The sequence below is a fragment of the Campylobacter sp. RM12654 genome (assembly GCF_020137585.1).
In the GTDB taxonomy this organism is placed as follows: domain Bacteria; phylum Campylobacterota; class Campylobacteria; order Campylobacterales; family Campylobacteraceae; genus Campylobacter_E.
Map to the genome: position 1 here is coordinate 25,774 of NZ_JACGAR010000006.1, position 21,772 is coordinate 47,545.

Below are 21,772 nucleotides of genomic sequence, written 5' to 3' on the forward strand. Positions count from 1 at the left end.
GATATGAGTGGCTTGATTAAATTTCTATCTGGGTATTTATTGTCTAAATCAGCAAATGCAAATTCTTTTGATGATACAATAATAAAAGAATACCGAAAATATGGTATTGATGAAATAAATATAGATACAATAAACATAGATGAGATTATAAAAATCTTTACAAATAACCCTAAGCATATTATTATTTCAGGTAGTGCAGGTGATGGTAAAACTTATATTTTAAGAAAGATATATACTACTTTAAATGGCTGTATAGATGGATGGAGCGACAATGGGAATCCTGCTAAAATTAAAACCACAAACTATACAATAGTATTTATAAAAGATTTTTCACAAGAAGAAAGCAAAAAAGAGATTTTAAACAAATTAAAAACAAAAACTCAAAATGAATATTATTTTATAGCAGCAAATGATGGGATTTTGCTTGATAGTCTTGAAGAATGCGGTGAGATAGGTTTAAGAAACGAAATTTTAAATGCGATTGAGAACTATGCTCAAAATGATTTGTTTTATTTTTGGCACTTAAGTTCTTTAGGTTCTGCTTTTAAGATAGAAAAAATTATAGAAGTTATTCTTAATAGGTTTAAAAAATATGAAGTTGATTGCCCGAGTTTAAGCGATGATAGTATTTTTTGTCCTATACATGAAAATATAAAAGAGCTAGAAAAAATAAAAGAACAAGTGGTAAGTTTGATTAAACAATGCGATTATAATCATAACTTTATTACCACTAGAAAGTTATTTGACCTTGTTGCTAACGCTATTTTAGGGGTTAAGAAATATCAAAAAAATGAAAGAAAATTACAGTATTTTGAAAGTTGTGAAGAAGCTATTAATGCTATGAAAAATAAACCCAAACTAGATGCTTGTATTTACAATAACCTTTTTGGTGAAAATCTTAATAATGTAGAAGATTCCAAATACAAACATTATAATTATTTGCAAGAATTTAAAATAGGATATGAGACAAATAATACAATAGATGATTTTTTAATGTATGGAGATATAAAAAACAATTATTTATATGCCAAGCTTTTGGATAACAAATACATCACTTTTGAAAATTTTTATAAAATAAAAGATAGCTTTTTTAACAGCAATAACGATAACAAAGAGCAAATTCAAAATGAATTATTTAGCAGTCTTAATTTTTTTAAAAAATTTCTCTTTTTTAGGAAAATCAAACAAAATGGTTTAGACTTTAACGATTTGAGTATTTATCATCATAAAGAAAGTTATGAAAACAATATTATTTTTAAACTAGATAAAATAAAAGATGAAAATAAGCTAGATATAGATAGTGATATAATTTCTGAGCTATCCTCGGGACTTAACAGGGTGTTTACCGGTGCTTTACTAGAAGCTAGCGGTGGGGAGATTTTTATAGTAAAAAATTTTGTAAAAACAAATCATAAACATTCAAATGAACTTTTTATAAAAATCTCAGTTGATGATTTAGAGATTATTAGCAAGTTTAAAAAAGATAGTGTTTCAAGTGATTATGTACCAAAAATATTTTTAAAATTTTCGAGCTACAATGCAGAGTTAATGCTAGATTTGCATATGTTTGAGTTTTTGATGAGAGTTGCTAATGGAATGCTTCCTATTAGTTTTTCTAGAGAGTATTATGAAAGGGTTATTGGCTTTAAAACTAAAATAATAAGTCAAATCAATCAAGAATCACACTTTAAAAACAATAAAATTTCAGTATTTAAAGTAGATTACTCTACTGGTGAAGATAAGGTTACTAATATTAATATAAAAAGCAGGTAATAGTTATGGATAGGGATTTATTAAGTATTTTAAAAGACATATATGATTTTAGCAAAGCTAGAAATATTGATGGTTTTGGTTTTTTTAATTATTTTTTTGGACATAGATTTTTAGATACTCAAGATAAGGAGTTTATATTTTTAGAATTTTTAAACATATGTAGATCAAATCAAGAAAATATGTTTAATGAGTCAGTTATAAAAAAATTAAATCATAAAAAAATAGACACACTTTTAGATGTCTATCAAATACATAATAGCTTTGATAGTCTTATTCAGTCATGCGAAGAGGATTTTTCATATCTTAAATCAAACTTTAAGGACTATAAAGAATTTTATACATTACTTGAGTGTATAGAGCAAATACTAATAAATCCTAATGCAAAAAAAATGAAGTCTTTACACCCATTTTCTTTAAATATGGTTTTTGGTTTATATGTAGATGATAGGCGTAATTTTTTTGCAAGAGGTGGAGAGCTTTTATACTTAGGCTTTTGCAATCTTGAAAACAATGCTTATAAAAATGAGCTAAAAGAATTGATATTATATAGATATAAAAACAACGCAGATTTAAGGTGGGAAAAATTAATTAGCTTACTGAATAACGGTCCTTTAAGAGATGTGGATAGCAGTCAAGTTTTAAACAAAAACTCAATAAATATTAGTGGGTGTGAAATTGTATTTGAGAATTTAGCTAAAGATTTAATTCATCTTTTAAAATCCAATATAGTTACCGAAGATCTTTTCTCTATGATTTCAAATTTAATAGCTTTATATTTAGGTATGTTTATTGTATATAAATCAAAAATTTTAAACAACAATAATGACAAAACACAGATTCCAACAGAAGTACTAAATACAAAAAGCTGCAAAGCTAGGAGATATTCAAAAGATGTTTATAAGATTAACGAAGAAGGTGTTTTAAGTTGCATAATCAACATAATACAAACCTCTACATGTTGTGATCTGCATGAGCTAGAAAGCTTTATTAAAGAAGTTGATAAAGACTATGTTTTTTACAATGATTTAAATAACGTAAAAACCTATCTTATTGACATAATAAAAACAGAGTATAAAAATAACTTTTCAGGAGTTTTAAGAAAGCTATTTAAAGACGCTGGATTAGTTAGTAGAGATGGCACCAATGCTTTTAGATATTTATTAAGTGAAGAATTAATAGCTTTGTTGGTGTTTTTAAATGTAGATATTAAAATGGAATTAGATAAGTTTTTAAGCGTAATTTATGATAAATATAACATTTTTATATCTGATAGATATATTTATGATGAAAGTCTAAAGAGTGATTTTAAAAACAATAAAAAAAGATTTATAAAAAAGCTTAGAAAGCTAGGATATTTAGATGAGAAATCCGATGGATTACTATATATTGTAAATACACAAAGATAGGAAAAGCAGCTATGTCATATATAAATGAAGTAATTTTTAGAAAAATTGAAAATGAAAAAAGCCAAAGTGATGAAATAGCAAAAGTTTTGCTAGAAGATTTTCATAAAACAACATATGTTCATATATTAAATCAGGTGGAAAAACATCATCCTGATATATTGGTATTATGTGATAAAAGATTAGAATTAAACTCAAATGCTTCAAATATTAAAAGCGTTGATGATTTTTATATGGCGAGTGCTAGAAATGAAGAAATAGAGGATTTGCACAACTATAATTTGATTTTATTTCTAGTTGCTAGCAGAATAGATACACTTGGTGATATTAAGCAAATAACAAAAGAAGATTTAAAGGATGATATAGGTGCGATTGTAGATTTGCTTGGGTTGAGCGATGATGATGCAGCTAGGCTAAAAAATATTTGTAATGAGATATTAAAAAAAATAAATCATATAAATATTTACGACATAGATAGTTTTTTGTTATCTATTATAAATTTAATTAACAATGAAGCTTGCTCTAATCAGGAAGCTATTGGTATGTCGCTAGATAAACTAGGGATGTTTAGATATAGAAAATGCTTTCATGATTATTTTAAAACTAATAAAAATTTAGCAAAAAGCATAAAAACACTCAAAGATTTGTCTAATGCTATAAATAAAGAGTATAAAAACTTAAACAATGAAGATTTAGCTAATAAATTCTTTGAAGATGATGAGAGAAGTATTATAAAAGAAGAATTTGATATGCTAGATAGCGGTAAAAAAGAGCTCATTAAGCAATTTATATATGCAGATAAAAATACTTTAAATAAAGATAAAATAAAATTTGCAACACTTGATTGGGCAGATAATAAAATTGAATTATTGTTTGATAAATTAATCATACAACCAAATCTTAGTTTATATCAACAAACTATTGATTATTTAGAACAAAAAGACATCACGCTACAAAGTGCAGAAGTTAGTTTACTAAAAACACTTAGCACTAAAAAAACAAATAAAAATCTAGAGATGGTAGAAGAATTTTATGATAAGTATAAAGGATATATATCTGAAAATCTCAATCTAGATAACAAATGGAAAAAAATGTTATACCCAAAAACCATTAAGGTAAATAATTTTTTGGTTGGCCTGGTTCAGCTTATAAATATGTTAGAGTGTAGCTTAGAGCAAATAAGCATTAGTTTAGACAAAAAGCAAAAAAAGGCAATTTTTAGTAATTACAACAAAGATGCGTTGAGGTATTTAAAATATAGATTTTTAATTATTGAAAAATTTTCAAATGTATTAAAATTTGATGAAAAGCTTAAAGAGTTTTTATACAGCGATGATTTTGATAGCAATCTAAACACGCAAGAAAAAGACAAAACAACAAGAGGTAAAAAAACAGAATTGGATTTTAAGATAACTATCACCTACAAAGACGATAGAAAGATAACTAAATATATTAAATGGAAGTTTGAAACAAAAAGTATCGTTAGTAAATACTGTGATAGTGTAGATAATATTTTGCATATACTTAAAGAGAAGAAAATATTTAGTCCATTTTATATAGCCAATCGTTTTTTAGGTAAAAATAATCTTCGCTTTACGTTAAGTGATATGCCGTTTGGGATGAATTATAAAAAATACGCTTTTAATTTTACTAACAAATATAAAAAATATTTTAGCAACCCCGATGAGTTTAATGATATTTATAATGATTTTATAGAAAAATTTATAGGCTTTTTAGAGCATTCTTTTTTTAGCAAAGATGGTGATATGCTTAAAATTTGTCAAGATTTAAATGACTCTTATATAAATTGTGCAAATTACATTTATACTAATTACAAAAATGATGATTATAAAAATGATGTTATAAAATCATTTATATCTATATTTACTTTGCAAATTCAAAATAATAATAATTTTTTAGTTATACCATCATATCATCCACTAAGGCTTCTTTCTTATTGTGTAAAAATTAAAAAAATAGCATCGGTAATAGATAGTTTTAAATATGATAAAGAAAACATAGCCATGCAAGATGCTTATTATAACGATTTAGATATTTTGGCTAAAACACCTTATTATTTTGATTTTTTTAGTTTAAGTGGAGATAGTGGAGATAAAAACAAGCTCTTAGTTCCAGCTGAGCATTTTGACGAACATAGTTTGTATGAAAATATCCCTAATGAAAATGAGAAAAATATAATCACATCAGAATATATTTCTACTCTAGAAAAGAGTATTAAAGAATATTTAGAATTATATTTATATAGGGTAGATAACTTAAAGGTATTGTTGCATGAAACAAACAGCTCTATATTGCCTTTAGAAATACTTAAAAAGCTTTTAGATGTTGTAGAAGATGGGCAAAACTATGAACTTTTTTTAAATGGGGATAATGCTTCAAAGATAAGAAAAATATATAGCGATATTCTAAAAAATACTAGCAATGATGATATACAAAAAAAAGAAATTTCATTTTTATCAAACGTAAGGTTGCAGGCTTTTCATGACAGCTTTGATAGTTTAGATAGGTTGAATTATAATTTAGACATTGCGCTTTTGTATGACTTTTTTTCTTCAAGAGCTAAAATAGAGTATAAAAACTTGCCAGAAGCAAATATAAACAATATAGCTTTATTTGATTTTCACCCTACTATTTGGAGCAACAAAAGATTTATCACCGAGAATGAAAAAAACATCAGCAGGTATTTAACAACCCCTGTGAAGACACAAGTATCAAGGATTTTAGATACTTTGATTTTATCTTTGGTGTCTGACAATAAGGGTGATTATGATTATAAACTACCTACAATAAGTTTTACTCAAGATCAAAATATAAAAGAAACAATTAGTAAGATTCACCAAAAAACCGAATGGGTTATTAGCGTGGATTCACTAACCGATAAAAGAGTTTTAAATGCATGTGGGGCTAGAGTTATCAAATATAAAAAAGCACGTAATTTAAACAAGGTATTGTCAATATCATCGCATGGAAATTTTATACTTTTAAAAAAGACAATTAAAGCAAAAATCCAAGAAATAATAGAGCAAAATATAGCTTACGATGAAAATATAGAAGAAAAACTAATAAATTTAGCTGATGAGATAGCAGGTGATATAGTGTTAAAAGCTACCGGCAAAGGAAGCTTTGCAAACGAGCTCTTAGGCTTAGCCTTATCTAATTATATTATAAAAAACAATTCCACAAACAGTGCTATTATATATTTAGATAATTATTCCGATTGGTTTTTAGGGGGAGTTGATAGCTACTCTCAAATGTTTAGAAAAGAAGGGCGCTTAGCAGATTTGTTAGCAATTACCCCAGTGTTTAAGGATGGGGATTTGTCTACTTTATACGTTGATGTTTATGAGATTAAATATTGCTCAAATTTAAGCAAAAGAGATCTTGAAGATAAATCAATAATACAAACTTTGCATACAAAAAAACAGGTAGAAAAAATCTTTAGCGAAGATGAATATAACGATAAAGATTTTTGTATAGCAAGATTTACTGATTTGATTATAGAAGAGCATTTAAGAGCGTTTAAAACAGATACTAATGTGGATATAAATTCCGAGCAATTAAGAACGCAAATTAGACAAAATTATAAGAATTTAAATTTCATAGTTAGGGGATTTTCTTTCATTTTTGTTTATGATTTAGATGAAAATATTGAACGCCGTGATTGCGATGGCGTGGTGCAGTATCACATAGGAAAGAAAGCAATATTAAATATCTTAAATAATATAGACAAACAAACGAAATTGATAGACATTAATTATCAATTGAGTGAGCAGCAAAAATGTGATAAGGCTGAAGATATTAAAAATATGAATGTTGCTAAAAATGATGATATTAAAGATTTTGCAGTTAAAGAGTGTGTAGATGTGCAATATAGCAAAGCTGTTGAAATTGATACAAGCTTGATTGAACAAAATATCAAAAATGTTCTAATACATCATGATATAGCAACTAGAATTATTGATGTTAAATTAACACCTAATAGCATTAGGTTTTCGTTGAAACCTGATTATGATTGGAATATTACTATGTTTGAAAAATTAGATAGTGTATTTTTGTCTATGTGTGGTTTAAGATTATTAAGGGTTGAAGTTGTTCCTAGGGCATATGATTTGGTATTTCAAAGAGAAATAAGAGATATAGTGTTTTATAAAGATTGTGTAAAAGAAAGGGAATTAGAAAACCAAAATTTTAATACCAAGCTTATAATTGGAAAAAGCGAAACAAACAATGAAAATATATATTTTAATTTGAATAGTAGTGATTCTCATGCTTTGGTCGCAGGCATGACAAAAAGTGGAAAAAGTGTATTTTTAAATTCTCTTATTATAGACCTAATAAGAACAAATAAACCAGAATATTTAAATCTTATTTTGATAGATCCAAAGCAGGTAGAATTTGCAAAATACGAAAATATACCACATCTGCATAGCTTAGTAACCCAAAAAGAAGAAGCGATAAATACTTTAAATCAATTAGTTGAAATAATGGAACAAAGATATGCTATGTTTAAAGGTGTAGCTAAAGATATAAACTCATACAACAAGCAAACAGATATAATTCTTCCTAGAATAGTTGTTGTTTTTGATGAATTTGCAGACTGGATGCTAGATAAAGATTTCAGCGCTTGTATGTCATCTAATATACAAAGCCTTTCTGGTAAAGCAAGAGCTGCTGGTATCCATCTAATAATAAGCACACAGAGACCAGACAATACCGTAGTACCACCTATATTAAGAGCTAATTTAGGAGCAAAATTTGCTCTTAGAGTAGATACGGAAAAAAATTCTAATATTATTTTAGATGAAAAGGGAGCTGAGAAGTTACTAGGAAATGGTCATATGATAGCAAAGTTAAGTGGAGAAAAATACTATATCCAATCAGCATTTTTAAGTGATGAAGATATAGATGAATATATTGAAAATCTTTAGTACTCTGTATCTATAAATATGGATTATTATAAAATTTCGTTTATCAAATTATTTTTTATGTATTTTATATGCTCAAGTAAACGAAAATTTATTTATTTTTTTAGTTTTTTGCTAAGTTCTTTTAATGCTTGTCTATCAACTTTTAGCATTTCTTTTTATTTTCTTTTTCTAATAAAATATTTCAAATGTTCATAAGTTATCGTTTTTTATTTATTTGAAACTTGTCTATTGCTATTTAAAACCTTACCTCTCACCCATTTTTGAAACTCTAAAAGCTTATTAACATTGTTTTTTATAATCTATTTTTAGTTTTAGGTTTTGCCTGCTCTAAACTTAGTTAGTTCTAAAACTATATTTATAAGACTATTAAGCTTATTTTTATTTAGATAATTTTCTTAGCTATCATAATGTCACTCCGCCTTCTTATATCCTTAATAATCTAAATTACATATTTTTTGTTTACATTAGCTTTGTAAAAATTATTTTTGCTATTGCTCTATGTGATGGCATATAAAATTTGTTTTAAATGTTAGCAAAAAATATATAAGTAGCCATTATAGTCTACGTATAAAACAAACAAATCTTTTATTGTTTTATAAATATTTTCTTTTTTTGCTTTTAATATCTATTATATATTTAAGTAACTCATCAAAATAATAAAACTCCTACTACTATGGGTTCTTTTTTTTAACCTTATCTCTATTAATAACAAAGCCTTTATATATATGTCTATTTTATAATTTTTATATCTTTCTATTAGGTACTATAAAGTCAATTGTAAGTATTATTTCAAGAGAGTAAAATTTAATCTTGTATTGTTTGCCATCTGTAGCAGTTGCCAATTTTTTCTTGATAACTGAAAACCCAGATAATTAATTGTCTTCAAATTTTTTATATATTTTGCTTAGAGTGTAAAAAGATTTTATGATAAGTTCTTAAGATATATAAACATTATCACCTAATTAATATAATTTAACCTTTATATATTGCTATTTGAGTAGCATATTAAATAATGTTATTTATCATATATTACCTGAATTTGATTTAATTTATTATAGCATTATTAGTGTTTCAGGTTATTTGAAAATTAAGGTTTACATATCAGTTAATTTTAAATACATAAAATATACGAAGATAAATTTTAAAAAATACACAAAATAAATTCTTACTCTTATTGTTTTTACTGAAATACAAAAAACCAAAAATGATAAAAATAATTAAATATCTAAGCATCAATAAAATATCTTGTAAGAGAGATTTTATATTTTCTTTGTTTATAGCAGTTTATTTAATATTAATAATTTTATAAGAACTAGTCTTTTGGATGTTTGAATTAAAACATCTTAATATATTAATTCAAATATAGTAATTATGATTTGTAATTTTAAAGTATTTTTGGTATTTAGCAAATTTTTCATAATTACTTTGATTAATTTTAACATTCTTCAAAAATAATATTTTTGAAATTATTGTTTATAGTGTAAATATCAGCAGATTTTTATCAAATTCAATTTACCTTGTTTATTTTATAAACACTTAAAATACGTTTAAAAGTTTAATCCATGCTATTTTTCTAAATAAGCAATAAATAATTTTAACGATTTTAAAGATGATAAATTATCACACATTTTAGCATTTTTATTGGTTTTTATTGTAATTATTTAAACAATCACAGAAAAGCAAAGTTTGTTAAAGCAAAAGATATTTTTGTATTTTTAATTGATTTAATTTTAATAATTTTGTGTAACTATGAGCTACTTTTTATTTTGTAAATTGCTATATTTTTACTAAATGTAAACAAACAAAGTATAGAGATAATAAGGTTTTTATATATTTACTACATAGTCTTTATATTTACTTTTTTGGTTAGTATTTTTTATGTATTTTATATAGTTTTAAAGATCTTTTTGCATTAATTTCTTGCAAAATTTACAATGTTTTTGCATATTTTTGAATATATAAAATAATTTATATTTATGATAAATAACTTTAGTAAAACTATTTATTTAAACCTTGTGAGTTTTTTTGTAATGTTAAAGCTTAGTGCTAGAAAATAAATTATGTTTATTTATATTTATTATTAAGTAAATTGAAATTATATTTTCAATTTTTGTTTTTTGAATTATTTTTATAAACAAAACTTTCAATTATTATTAAAGTATAAAATTCAAAAGCTTTTATTGGAGTTTGTAGAGGTAAAAATAAGTTAAATATTTTAGAACTCTATAGTTAAATCTTGCTCATCATTTGTCTCAAGAACAAGTAGGATTGTTTTATATATTAATATATCCATTATCAATTAAAAGAAATAGCGACAATGGTCAAAGAAGTATTTATAATGATAATAAAACTAGAATTTTAAATCCTAGTTTATATAAACTTGTTTGTGAAGATAAAAATATAAGTTTTTGCTATACAAATGACATAAATAGACGAAAAACAAACGAAGAGATATTAGACAACTTCAATAATGATTATTAAGCCTAATCAAATCTCTTCCTAATTCTTCTATATCGTTTGTATTTAGGTTATAGATAAATTCTTCATTAAATATTTTATCCCAAACCACTGAATTTTGAAAATAACCTAAATATAGAGCATAGATTTTATTATATTGTTCATTTTCTAGTAATTTTAATAATTCATTTTTATCATTTTTATTAAATACAAAATCACTAATCATCAAAATATCAGCTTTTTTCAAACTATCTTCCTTAATCTTTTTTATAGCGTGTTTGATAGCTATAAATGGGTCTGTTCCACTACTACAATTCATTTGAAGTATAGAAATTACATCAAAAATTGTTGCGTTTTTGCTTAGGTGTATTGTTTTTATATTGGTTGAAAAAGTTATTATATAGCATTCTCTTTTTTCGTTCATTGCTTGCTTTGCCATATATAATGTTACTGCTTTTGCTATGTGCTCGCATTCTCCACTCATACTACCACTAAAATCAACACATAAAATCATAGGACCTTTATCGCTTTCTTGCTTTTCAACCTCTATTTCTATATCTTCAAGTCCTTCTATTTTCTCATACTCCACACTCTCAAAGCAAAGTAGTCTTTTTTCTACATATTTTAAATCAAACACAATCTCAAATTCACCACCAAGCAAAGCAAGTTCGCTAGGAACTATATTTTCTATTTTATTATCTAAAGTTATGCCTGTCATTTCTGCTTTATTTTTGCTTGGTATAGGTATGTTTTGAGAAAATGACTTTTGAAACATTTCTTTATGTTTTTTGGTTTTTGTTATAGATTCTTCTAGCGAGCCTAATTTATCACATAGTTTTTTTATGCTTTCACTTTCTATAAATTCTAAAAATTCATTTAAAGTATTTAAAGCTTCTTCCAAACCACATCCATTACCAAAATTATGGCTTATGTATTTATCTAGCTCTTCGCCATTTCTTATAGAGCTAGCTAGTGAATAGTAAAGATTGTTTTTAAAATCATCATTCATACCTAGATTTGATGATATATTGATTAAGCTTTTTATAAATTTCAACCAATCTTTAAGTTTTTTTATAAAATCATTTTCTTTCTTTAGCTTTTCTTGTTCTTGCCAATTTGATAGTTTTTTATTATATATATCACTCCACTCGTTATAAATACTTTTTATTAAAGAATTATGATAGCTTTTAAGTGCTTTTTTATAGTTTTTCTTATCTTTTAACTCTATTTCTTTAGCTTTATATTTTTCATGATAAAAATCATCATCAAAATCATCGTTAAAACACAAACAATCATTCAAAACTTCACTATATTCTGGATAGTTTTGTTGGTTTATCAGTATTTCGTTATAAAAAAGCTTATTTTTTTCATCTTGCAAATTTTGTGGTATATTTGCAAGGTATTCTTTTAGGTTTTGTTTAAAATTATTTATGCGTTCTTTTAATGCTTTGTCTATTATCTCATTGTTTGTAAGCTCGATATATTGCATTTAGTTTGTAATCCTTACATCTTCTTCTAATATTTTTAAATATCTTTCACATTCTATTTTTTTAGCCTTAAGATTGCTTTTTGTATCTTCTAAAGCTTTAAAATACATATCAAACTTATTTTTACCAAAAAATGGATTATTCATTGTTTGAATAAATTTTTCTTTTTCTTCTTCGCATTTTTGCATATGATTTTCTATGGTGTTTATGTTGTTTTTTAATTCTTTGATAAATGATTGTTGTACGAAAGATGATATTTTTTTATAATCTCCTTTTTTGTAAGTATATATAACAGAAATTAAATATTGCATATTATTTACATTATCGTATTGATATTTATTTGCATAGTCGTAGCCATTATACCTTGCATTATAACCATGATATATCTTATGTGATTTATCATCATATTTATATCTAAAATCATATAATTTTTTTAAATAACCATCTTGATCTTTGTAGTATATTTCTTGAAAATCTGTTTTATATAAACTTTCTTTTTTAATATATATAGATATAGTTTTTTAAGTTTATTTATTTTTGAAAAATCAAACATAATTTTAGGAGAAAAGTCTTTTATAGCTTTCACTAAAGCTTCTTTTATTATTTCTTTTTGCTCTGGTTTATCCCACGCACAATACTCAAGTAGTATTAAATATTTCTATTCTCTTCCGCACAATACAGCCATAACTCTTATAAGCTCAAAATCATTTTATATTTTCTACTTATATATATTGCACTATCTTTATTCTCATTATTATAAATACTTATATTATCTCTAAATAATTCTAGTATGTCTAATACTTTTTCATCTATTGTGATGATTTTTGATTTTTCTAATACCTCTTCTATTTCAGTGTTTTTAATTTTTTCTTTTAATTTTACTTCTTTGCTTTCATTTTGTATAAATTTTTTAAAGCTATCTTTGTTTGCAATCGGCATTACTTCAAGCCTAGCAATAAACCTATCATATAAAGCTTCAAGCCCTTGATTTGCCTGCGGGAATTCGTTACTTGCTGATATTAGTCCTTTTAGTGGAACTTTTATTGTTTCTTTTCCATTTTTAAAGATTTTTTCATTTAGTATTGTTAAAAGCGAGTTTAAGATAGCAGGAGAGCTCTTCCAAATCTCATCTAAAAAAGCAAAATCAACACTAGGTAAAAATCCTTCAATGTCTCTTTCAAGATTATCTTGTTTTAACTCACTAAGCTTAAATGGGCCAAAGATTTCTTCTGGAGTGCTAAATTTTCCCATCAAATAATCAAAAAATTTATCACTCTCAAAAACACTTGCAACCTTTCTTGCTATGTAGCTTTTACCAGTGCCTGGAGGTCCATATAAAAACACAGATTTGTTTGCTATCATGCAAAGAAGTATTATAGATGCTATTTCTTCTCTTTCTTGTAAATCACTGTTAATGTGCTCTAAAATATTTTTTATTTTTTTATTATTTATCATGTTTTCTCCTATTGTTTAATTATTTGATATTATCAAAATAAGGTTGAAGCTTGTTTAAATTTGAAACTTTTTGGTGGTTTAAATATATAGATAGTTTATTTTAAATATTTTAAAATGAGTACAAAAATAAATTTTATTTGTTTGATAGGTTTTATACTAAACAAACGAAATTCCTATTTCAAATTCCTTAGTTCGTTCAGGTTGTTTTGTATGTTTTCGTAGATTCTTTGGGATAGTTCATCGTTGTTTTTTATGCTAATTAGTGGTAGCCAAGAAGCGATGAAGCTTTCAAGTTCAACCGAGCTTGGTGAGTAGAAAAACTCAATTTCTATACCATTATCATCTTCGCTTAAAAATCTAAAATTATGACTTTTTGGCTTTTCTCGTTTAAAAAAACTAGCCGCTTCATTTTTAAGGTATAAAATCACGCTTTTTTTACCTTCAGCATAGCCAAAAGCATTTCCACTTTTTGTGTTTTTAAATCCGCCATTTTTTACATACTCCAAAGCCATTATATCTTTCATAGAATTAAGAGCAAAGGTTCTGTGAACTCCAGCGTTTTCGCCGTTTTTCTTATCGTAGGTTATATAAAGATAGCGTTTAGAATTAGATACCTTTAACTGGTTTGCTTGAATGATTTTTCTCTCGTTTTTATACTTGCAACTTAGCAAAATGTTATGATTTATTGCGTGATTTAGCATGATAATTTTTTGGTTTAGATTTGATAGTTTTGAAGTATCAATTAGCTTTTCTTGTGAGTAAAAATACTCATCAAAAAGCCCTTTAAACTCGCTTTCAAGGTTTGCATTTTCAAGCTCAGCAAAAATGTGCTTAAAGACAACTTTTGGGCTTATGTATTTTGGGAGCAAGTCAGTGAAAATATAACCTTCAAGCCTTTTGCTGTATCTTAAAATTAGGCTTAGATTTTTTGCTCTATTTTCAATGGTTTTTGTGCTTACATTTAAGGCTTTTGCAAGCTCATCTTTAGATGAAATTTTTTCATAAATTAAATCAATTAGCATTAAATCTTTATCATCAACCTTCATTTTACTATCCTAAAAAGAAATATTTATAATTATTTTTCTATTTATATCATAAAAATGTTAAAATTTGCTTTTTTATTATAAATATATTATAATAACTTCTATATTTTATAATTTAAGGAGGTTAAATGGAAATATTAAATAAATTATTCATGGATTTTTTTAACAAAATAGGTGATGTGATTATTAATAATATCTTTAAGGTATTGAGTGTATTTGCTGTATTTATAGCGCTAATTCCTTTTTTGACGTATTATTTAATAAATTTACATTATATTCCAAAAATAGAATGGTTTGATATAGTATCTTATTTATTATGTTCCTTTGTAATTGTATTTTTTGGTGTATTAATATTCTATTTATATTTTGAAGCAATTTATAGCGTGCTTGAATATAGAATTAAGCAAAAAATTGACTATATATTTAAATTTTATCTATTAACCACAATGATTATATTACCGATGTTGCTGATAGTGGTTGTATTTTTCGATAAAGATGATGCATTTGTATTATTTTTGATATGTGTGTCTACTTATATGTTTACGTATATAATGAAAAATTCTAAAGTATTTATAAGGTATATATTTATATTTACATCTATACTTATTTTTGCATGTACCAATGTTAAAATAGTGCAAATTTTAGGTATAGGTGATTATTATGCAGATGTTGAGCTAGATAGCAACTATGTAAAAACAAAAATAATATTATCTAAGTTGGATGATTCACAAATTGATAAAACTTATATTGAAGATAATAAAGTAATTGTAAAAAATATTAAAGTTTTAAATAGTGCAGGAGATGAATTGCTTTTACAAGTAGAAAGTAAGAATAAAACAATCAAACATAAGCCTTTAAGGTTTAACAAAAAATATGCAGATATTTTATAATTCTTAATCACTTCAAGCCTAGCGGAAGCTAGGCAAACATAAGGCTTTTTTGCTACACTAAGAAAAACCACTTAAGGATAAAAATGGCAAAGAAAGTAGAAATTAAACTAGAAGATGCGTTGTGGAAAAGTGCCGATAAACTACGCAAAAACATCGATGCAGCAGAGTATAAACACATAGTTTTAGGGCTTATATATGACTTATATTATCATAACCAGCTTGTTATAAAAACTTAGACTGGAGAATAAACTATTTTAAGTTATCAATATAATATAATATGTAAAATATATTAAAAGGTTTTAGAAATTGAAAGCAATCTCAATGTTTTCTAGTGCAGGTATAGGTGAACTAGATTTGGAAAAGTTAGGCATTAAAGTGGTATTATCAAATGAATTATTGCCAAAAAGAGCAGAATTTTATAAAAAAGTTCATCCAAATTCTAAAATGATAGTTGGGGATATAACCAATAAAAAAATTTTTGATGAATATGTTGGTAGTATTCCAGATGATGCAAAGCTTTTAATAGCTACTCCACCTTGTCAAGGTATGAGTAATATAGGTAAAAATAAAACTGATTTTTTAAGACAAAATGATTCTAGAAATTTTTTATTTCTGTCTGTTGTGGATGTGATTAAAATTAAAGATTTTGATTATATATTAATAGAAAATGTACCACAGTTTTTAAAAATGAAATATTTTTATGATGGTAAATTATTAGAGTTGACTGATTATTTATCAGCAATGTTTTCAGATAAATATGATATTAAAGTGAATGTTTTTAATGCAAAATATTTTGGGATTCCACAAAGTAGACCTAGAGCTATTGTGAGAATGTATAAAAAACATCTAGCTTGGAATGAGCCTAAAGAGCAAAGAGAAATAACGCTAAAAGAGGCGATAGGACATTTGCCAAGTTTAGAATCTGGTGAGATTTCTAATTTAAAACATCATAAAGCAAGAGTACATAAAGAAAGTCATATAGAGTGCATGAGGTATACTCCTACTGGAAAATCTGCGTTTGAAAATATAGTTTATTTTCCAAAAAAAGAAAATGGAGAAAGAGTTAAAGGGTTTAAATCATCATATAAAAGAATGAAATGGGAGCAGCCAGCACCCACTATCACTATTAGAAGTGATGCGATATCTTCGCAAGAAAATGTTCATCCAGGTAGAAAACAAGCAGATGGAACATACTCTGATGCTAGGGTTTTAACTCTAAGGGAGCTTTTTATAGTATCATCTATAAATCCAGATTGGGATTATCCAGAAGAGTATTCAGATACTTTTATTAGGCAGATAATAGGAGAGAGTGTTCCTCCTAAATTAATGTATCAAGTTGTAAAAGGAATAAAAAGTTGAAAGCAATCTCAATGTTTTCTAGTGCAGGTATAGGTGAACTAGATTTGGAAAAGTTAGGTATTCAAGTAGTATTATCTAACGAATTATTACCAAAAAGAGCAGAATTTTATAAAAAAGTTCATCCAAATTCTAAAATGATAGTTGGGGATATAACCAATAAAAAAATTTTTGATGAATATATTAGTAATATTCCAGATGATGCAAAGCTTTTAATAGCTACTCCACCTTGTCAAGGTGCTAGCACTTTGGGGGTGAATAAGCAAGACAAGGATTTGAATGCTGATTTGAGAAATCAGTTGATTATAGAAGTATTTAAGATTATTGAGCAAAAAGAAATTGATTATATTTTGATAGAAAATGTTCCACGTTATTTAGATGTTTTGATTAAATATAATGATATTGTTAAGCCAACTAAAGAGATGGTATATGAGTTATTTAGCAATAAATATGATATTAAAGTTGATATTTTTAACGCTAAAGATTTTGGAATTCCGCAAAGTAGACCTAGAGCAGTAATAAGAATGTGTAAAAAGCATTTGATTTGGAATGCACCTAAAGAGCAAAGAGAAATAACGCTAAAAGAGGCGATAGGACATTTGCCAAGTTTAGAATCTGGTGAGACTTCTAACTTAAAACATCATAGTGCAAAGATGCACAATCCTAGAGAAATATTATGTATGAAACATACTCCATCTGGTCAATCTGCGTTTAAGAATGATTTTTACTATCCAAGGAAAGAAAATGGAGATAAAGTAAAAGGTTTTCATAATACTTATAAAAGGATGAAATGGGATGAACCAGCACCTGCTAGAACAATGAATAGTGGAAATATTGGCTCGCATAACAATGTTCATCCAGGCAGAAAACAAGCAGATGGAACATACTCTGATGCTAGGGTTTTAACTCTAAGGGAGCTTTTTATAGTATCATCTATAAATCCAGATTGGGATTATCCAGAGGAATATTCAGATACTTTTATCAGGCAAATAATAGGAGAGAGTGTTCCTCCTAAGTTAATGTTTGAAATTTTAAAAGGAATTAGCAATGTATGATAGAAGAAAAGACAATAAGTGGATATTGCAAAAAAATATTAATAACAAAGAGCTTATTTTATCAATGGTTGGCTTGTTAACCTCTAATCCTTGTGCTACAGCAGATGATATTTTACAAAAATCAAAAGCTTGTGGAGTTTATAAGGGTAGAAGTGTAAAAGGTTCACCAAGTACATTTGGTGTAAGAGCATCTCAAATATGTTTTTATATGTTTGGATATAAAAAGGATAAGGAATTTATACCATCAGTATCTACCCAGTTTTTGTCAATGGGAACAAAAGAGTCAATTGTTGCTTTTATTAATTTATTTAGCATGCAGTACCCACACCCTAATAGTACTATTTCTAGCAATTTTCAAATTTACATAGGAAGGCTTATAGTAAAGCTTTTGTTGGATGAAAGATTGGATGGTAAGATTTATTATGATGAGTTTGTATGGTTTTTGGTATTTTTAGAAACAATTGATGAAGTTAAATACGAGCAACTTATAAAAGATATTCAAAAGTATAGGGCTTTAACGTTTGATGAGAAATTAAAGTTGTTTCAAAGCGTATATGATTACCATAATGTGTTTTCTAATGCAACCCATGAGGTTCGTAATTATTTTTCTAAAATTTTTACGAGTTTTGGAGTGTTTAAAACATATATTGATAAAAAAAGTTTGAGTTTTGATTTTATACAAGGCAAAGACACTGTTAGAAAATTATTCTACAATTCCTATATTGTATTAAATTCTGATTTGATTGATTATGCAAGGTATTTAATATCTATACATTCACCTTTTTTAAAACCAAAATTAGAATCAGACTGCATGAATAGAGATGACTGGGTTAGAGAATTATATGAGTTTGATATGTTAGAGTATTTTTATGATATTAAAATTCATAGAAATAGAGTTGAAAAGATAAGAAATATAATAGAAACGATGCCAAAAGAGGCAAAATATGGCAGTAATGATGGAAAAAGCTTTGAGAATATTCTAGGCGATTGCTTTGAACTGTTTAGGGAGGTTCAAAATGTAAGTAAAATAAGTGGTGCTGGCAATACGGATATCTTATGTAATGTTAGTATTGAACTAGATAATTTTAAAATAAATGTTGATGCGAAAAAGCGCAAAGATAGCTTAGAAGGGATAAATCCAGTAAGGATTGATAAGCATATCAAAAAACATGGATCTAGATATGCGATCATAGTGGCTCCTAAATTTAATCGTGGGGTTGCTGATGATATAAATAATTATGCAATTACTCTTGTTGAAGCTGAAACTTTAGCAAATTATTTGTTGAAAGAATGTTTATCATCAGAAGATGGGCAAGCTGACTTTTGCAAAATTAATGAAATTATCAATCAATCTCATGGAAAAGATATAACAAGAGAAATAAATTCTTTGATTGTAGAAAAATATTCTGTAAAATTTTAGTTTGTTTAATAAAAAAAGCCTTAAGTATAAAGGATAAAATCGCTTTTATGTATGCGATAAAGGCTAGGTTTTTAAAGTTTGCTAGGGTAAATAAGAGTGAGAACTCTCTTAATCAAACTTTGATAAAACAAGTGGTAGATAAGGCTATCGTATCATCTAGTGTGGTGGATATCTTTGATGCTAGTGGGATAAAAAAGCCTGATATATCTATACTTTCTGATGAGTTTTTGCTAGAAGTAAAGAATATGAAGCGTAAAAACTTAGCCTTTGAAATGCTAAAAAAGATACTAAACGATGAGATAAAATCAAGGCAAAAACTAAGCCTAACAAAGACTAAAAAACTAGCCGAAATGTTAAACGAGACTATCAAAAAATATAACAATAAGCTAATTTCATCAAGCGAGGCACTAGATGAACTAATAAATATGAGTAAAAGTATAGCAAGCATGGATGATGAGACTAAAAAATTAGGGCTAAAAGACTATGAATACGCCTTTTACTCAGCACTTGCTTGTAATGATGAGTATGAAAAAATCCTAGGAAATGAAAAGCTTTTAGCTCTTGTTAGCGAGATACTACAAATCATTAAAAACAATACAAGTATAGACTGGATGATAAAAGAAAATGTAAGAGCAAGGCTAAGAGTAGCTGTAAAAAGAGTGCTCAATAAATACGGCTATCCACCTGATATGCAACAACTTGCGATTGATGGAGTTTTAGCTCAAGCTGAGATTTTGGCTATTGAATTAGCTAACGAGTAGGGATTTGATTTAAAACTAAATGAGATTTTGGGAATTTGAAATAGGAATTTAAAAGTAAATTTCGTTTGTTTAAAAAATTGATTTCGTGTATTTTTAGCTAGGTTTTTTGTTATGAAACTCTAGCTTAAAATAACACTAAACAAACGAAATTCCTATTTTAAATTCTAGTTATTTTTTGTAGTGTTTTCTTATTTTTTACTATCTTGTGGCTTTTCTAAATTTTGTTCTTTGCTTTCGTTGTTTGTTTTATTGCTACCATTTTCTGTATTAGTAACATTTTGCTTTTTACCATTTCTTATTATGTGAATGTCTTTTTTGATAAAATCAACCCTTATGCTTTTTTCACAATCTTTTTCTAATGTTTTACCTATCTCCATATTTTCACTGCATAACTCTACATAAGCAATATCTCCTAAAGTTGATAATACTTTTACATCTTTTAGCTCAATATAATTGCCTTTATAGTGATATTTGTTATTTTTGTCATAAAAACCATCAAACATATCTTTTATAAAGCTATTTTTATCAACCATTATTGTAGCGTAGTAATCTCCTAAGCCAGAAAGAGATAAAGTTTTGATGTTAGATAACATAAAAATGTAAATTGACATAATACATGTGATAATTCTTATATAATTTATATTATTGTTATTGCCTTTATATAGTATGCCAATATGCAAAAAAATCATTACTGCAAATAAAAAAATATATAAATATATAAATTGTTTTTCATAGTAAAAATAGAATATAAAAAACCCTAATAAATACACTAATAATACTGGAAGTATAAGAAGTACATATAAAATAAGTTTTGATGCTTTATTTTTTTCTTTTACATTTTTAATTTGCCACACTAATTCTGTTGAAATGTATAAAATAAATATTAAAAATAAAAACCAAGATAAATTAGAAAATCCAAAAGCTAAGAATTGCTCAAATGTAAGTTCTATTGGGTATTGTAATGTAAAAACATATACTACACCATAATTAAAAGCAGAACCTATAATTAGTATTAGTAATAAAATTTGCCCTAAAGCAAGAGATATTTGTCCATATTTTTTAATATTTTTATATATCCATCTTGTTGTTATTCTGTTAGTTTGGAAAAAATCTTCATCATTTTGTCCTTTGTTTGTAGAAGTTATAGGTTTATCTTGTATCTGCTTATGATTTCTTTGTAAACATGGAAAAATATTGTTAAATAGTTCTATAGTTTTGTTTTTGTATTTTTTTATACTCATTTTCAACCTTTAAATATTTTTTTATATTGTAGCAGATTAATATATTGTGAATTTTATTTGGTTATTGTTTGTGAAGTAAATGCAATAATACTTTTTACAAAAAAGTAAGAAAATGTATTTTGTAATTTTAGAATCGTTAGTCAAAAGTCAAATCTTATATAAATTTGTAGTTTTATATTTTGATAATTTTTATAAATTCTTTTGCCATCTTTTTAATTTAAAAATTAATAGTAAGAATTGATGAGATTTTGAAGTTTAAAAGAATTTGTATAAAAGATTGGCTAAAAACATACAAGAGCTTTTAATGGTGATTTAATGTAATTTATGAAAAGTATCTTAGAATTTGATTTAAATTCGTTAAAAAGCTCAAATTGTAGTTAAAAAATAATCGTAAGTGCAGTCAATAAAATAAGGCTATTTGATAATTGTTATAAAAAATATTTCTAATAAATTTAGCTAGATTTTTATAATAATGAAATGAT

The 21,772-nt window shown here is 25.9% G+C and carries 13 protein-coding genes and 2 pseudogenes; 10 read left to right on the forward strand and 5 right to left on the reverse strand.

Features of this window, described 5'->3' with window-relative positions:
* The first annotated feature begins 3 nt into the window (after positions 1–3).
* From AVBRAN12654_RS03195 to AVBRAN12654_RS03210, 4 genes are all read left to right on the forward strand, one after another.
* Positions 4–1,773, forward strand: a complete 1,770-nt coding sequence (locus AVBRAN12654_RS03195; protein WP_336613922.1) for a hypothetical protein — start codon at positions 4–6, stop codon at positions 1,771–1,773.
* Between the two features lie 5 nt (positions 1,774–1,778).
* Positions 1,779–3,179: a hypothetical protein gene (locus AVBRAN12654_RS03200; protein ID WP_336613923.1), complete on the forward strand. Its 1,401-nt coding sequence runs from the start codon at positions 1,779–1,781 to the stop codon at positions 3,177–3,179.
* Positions 3,180–3,190: 11 nt separating this feature from the next.
* The gene (locus AVBRAN12654_RS03205) at positions 3,191–8,125 is read left to right on the forward strand and encodes an FtsK/SpoIIIE domain-containing protein (RefSeq protein WP_336613924.1); all 4,935 of its coding nucleotides are present in this window, start codon (positions 3,191–3,193) and stop codon (positions 8,123–8,125) included.
* Between the two features lie 2,268 nt (positions 8,126–10,393).
* Complete coding sequence (locus tag AVBRAN12654_RS03210; protein ID WP_214120559.1) at positions 10,394–10,606, forward strand: DUF6037 family protein; 213 nt, start codon at positions 10,394–10,396, stop codon at positions 10,604–10,606.
* On the opposite strand, the gene AVBRAN12654_RS03215 is transcribed toward AVBRAN12654_RS03210, so the two are convergent.
* The 4 genes from AVBRAN12654_RS03215 to AVBRAN12654_RS03230 all read right to left on the reverse strand — a co-directional run bounded on the left by AVBRAN12654_RS03215 (position 10,590) and on the right by AVBRAN12654_RS03230 (position 14,570).
* On the reverse strand, positions 10,590–12,071 hold the full coding sequence (locus AVBRAN12654_RS03215; RefSeq protein ID WP_336613925.1) for a VWA domain-containing protein: 1,482 nt from the start codon (positions 12,069–12,071) through the stop codon (positions 10,590–10,592). The two genes, AVBRAN12654_RS03210 and AVBRAN12654_RS03215, sit on opposite strands and share 17 nt — an antisense overlap.
* Positions 12,072–12,380 (reverse strand): hypothetical protein, encoded by a 309-nt coding sequence (locus tag AVBRAN12654_RS03220; RefSeq protein ID WP_336613926.1) that lies wholly within the window; start codon positions 12,378–12,380, stop codon positions 12,072–12,074.
* 379 nt (positions 12,381–12,759) lie between these two features.
* The gene (locus AVBRAN12654_RS03225) at positions 12,760–13,524 is read right to left on the reverse strand and encodes an AAA family ATPase (protein WP_336613927.1); all 765 of its coding nucleotides are present in this window, start codon (positions 13,522–13,524) and stop codon (positions 12,760–12,762) included.
* 173 nt (positions 13,525–13,697) lie between these two features.
* Complete coding sequence (locus AVBRAN12654_RS03230; RefSeq protein ID WP_336613928.1) at positions 13,698–14,570, reverse strand: hypothetical protein; 873 nt, start codon at positions 14,568–14,570, stop codon at positions 13,698–13,700.
* A 125-nt stretch (positions 14,571–14,695) separates the two neighbouring features.
* Between AVBRAN12654_RS03230 and AVBRAN12654_RS03235 the strand changes: the two genes are divergently transcribed.
* From AVBRAN12654_RS03235 to AVBRAN12654_RS03260, 6 genes and pseudogenes are all read left to right on the forward strand, one after another.
* The gene (locus tag AVBRAN12654_RS03235; protein ID WP_336613929.1) at positions 14,696–15,457 is read left to right on the forward strand and encodes a hypothetical protein; all 762 of its coding nucleotides are present in this window, start codon (positions 14,696–14,698) and stop codon (positions 15,455–15,457) included.
* 83 nt (positions 15,458–15,540) lie between these two features.
* A pseudogene (locus AVBRAN12654_RS03240) lies at positions 15,541–15,687 on the forward strand (type I restriction-modification system subunit M N-terminal domain-containing protein); the annotation flags it as partial.
* A 91-nt stretch (positions 15,688–15,778) separates the two neighbouring features.
* Positions 15,779–16,816: a DNA cytosine methyltransferase gene (locus tag AVBRAN12654_RS03245; protein WP_336613930.1), complete on the forward strand. Its 1,038-nt coding sequence runs from the start codon at positions 15,779–15,781 to the stop codon at positions 16,814–16,816.
* Entirely contained in the window at positions 16,813–17,868 is a 1,056-nt protein-coding gene (locus tag AVBRAN12654_RS03250) for a DNA cytosine methyltransferase (protein WP_336613931.1), read from the forward strand. The genes AVBRAN12654_RS03245 and AVBRAN12654_RS03250 overlap by 4 nt, the downstream gene beginning before the upstream one ends.
* Positions 17,861–19,288 carry a hypothetical protein gene (locus AVBRAN12654_RS03255; RefSeq protein WP_336613932.1) on the forward strand — a complete coding sequence of 476 codons (1,428 nt, stop codon included), beginning with the start codon at positions 17,861–17,863 and terminating at the stop codon, positions 19,286–19,288. The genes AVBRAN12654_RS03250 and AVBRAN12654_RS03255 overlap by 8 nt, the downstream gene beginning before the upstream one ends.
* Positions 19,289–19,299: 11 nt before the next feature.
* Positions 19,300–20,049 (forward strand): annotated as a pseudogene (locus tag AVBRAN12654_RS03260) (DUF3387 domain-containing protein); the annotation flags it as partial.
* Positions 20,050–20,237: 188 nt separating this feature from the next.
* Here AVBRAN12654_RS03260 and AVBRAN12654_RS03265 read toward each other — a convergent pair.
* Positions 20,238–21,290 carry a hypothetical protein gene (locus AVBRAN12654_RS03265; protein ID WP_336613933.1) on the reverse strand — a complete coding sequence of 351 codons (1,053 nt, stop codon included), beginning with the start codon at positions 21,288–21,290 and terminating at the stop codon, positions 20,238–20,240.
* Between the last annotated feature and the right edge of the window lie 482 nt (positions 21,291–21,772).

What these genes read in the sequence shown, in the direction of transcription:
- AVBRAN12654_RS03195 (WP_336613922.1), top strand. Translation starts at nt 4, where the DNA reads ATGAGTGGCTTGATTAAATTTCTATCTGGGTATTTATTGTCTAAATCA.
- AVBRAN12654_RS03200 (WP_336613923.1), top strand. Translation starts at nt 1,779, where the DNA reads ATGGATAGGGATTTATTAAGTATTTTAAAAGACATATATGATTTTAGC.
- AVBRAN12654_RS03205 (WP_336613924.1), top strand. Translation starts at nt 3,191, where the DNA reads ATGTCATATATAAATGAAGTAATTTTTAGAAAAATTGAAAATGAAAAA.
- AVBRAN12654_RS03215 (WP_336613925.1), bottom strand. Translation starts at nt 12,071, where the DNA reads ATGCAATATATCGAGCTTACAAACAATGAGATAATAGACAAAGCATTA.
- AVBRAN12654_RS03220 (WP_336613926.1), bottom strand. Translation starts at nt 12,380, where the DNA reads ATGCAATATTTAATTTCTGTTATATATACTTACAAAAAAGGAGATTAT.
- AVBRAN12654_RS03225 (WP_336613927.1), bottom strand. Translation starts at nt 13,524, where the DNA reads ATGATAAATAATAAAAAAATAAAAAATATTTTAGAGCACATTAACAGT.
- AVBRAN12654_RS03230 (WP_336613928.1), bottom strand. Translation starts at nt 14,570, where the DNA reads ATGAAGGTTGATGATAAAGATTTAATGCTAATTGATTTAATTTATGAA.
- AVBRAN12654_RS03235 (WP_336613929.1), top strand. Translation starts at nt 14,696, where the DNA reads ATGGAAATATTAAATAAATTATTCATGGATTTTTTTAACAAAATAGGT.
- AVBRAN12654_RS03245 (WP_336613930.1), top strand. Translation starts at nt 15,779, where the DNA reads ATGTTTTCTAGTGCAGGTATAGGTGAACTAGATTTGGAAAAGTTAGGC.
- AVBRAN12654_RS03255 (WP_336613932.1), top strand. Translation starts at nt 17,861, where the DNA reads ATGTATGATAGAAGAAAAGACAATAAGTGGATATTGCAAAAAAATATT.
- AVBRAN12654_RS03265 (WP_336613933.1), bottom strand. Translation starts at nt 21,290, where the DNA reads ATGAGTATAAAAAAATACAAAAACAAAACTATAGAACTATTTAACAAT.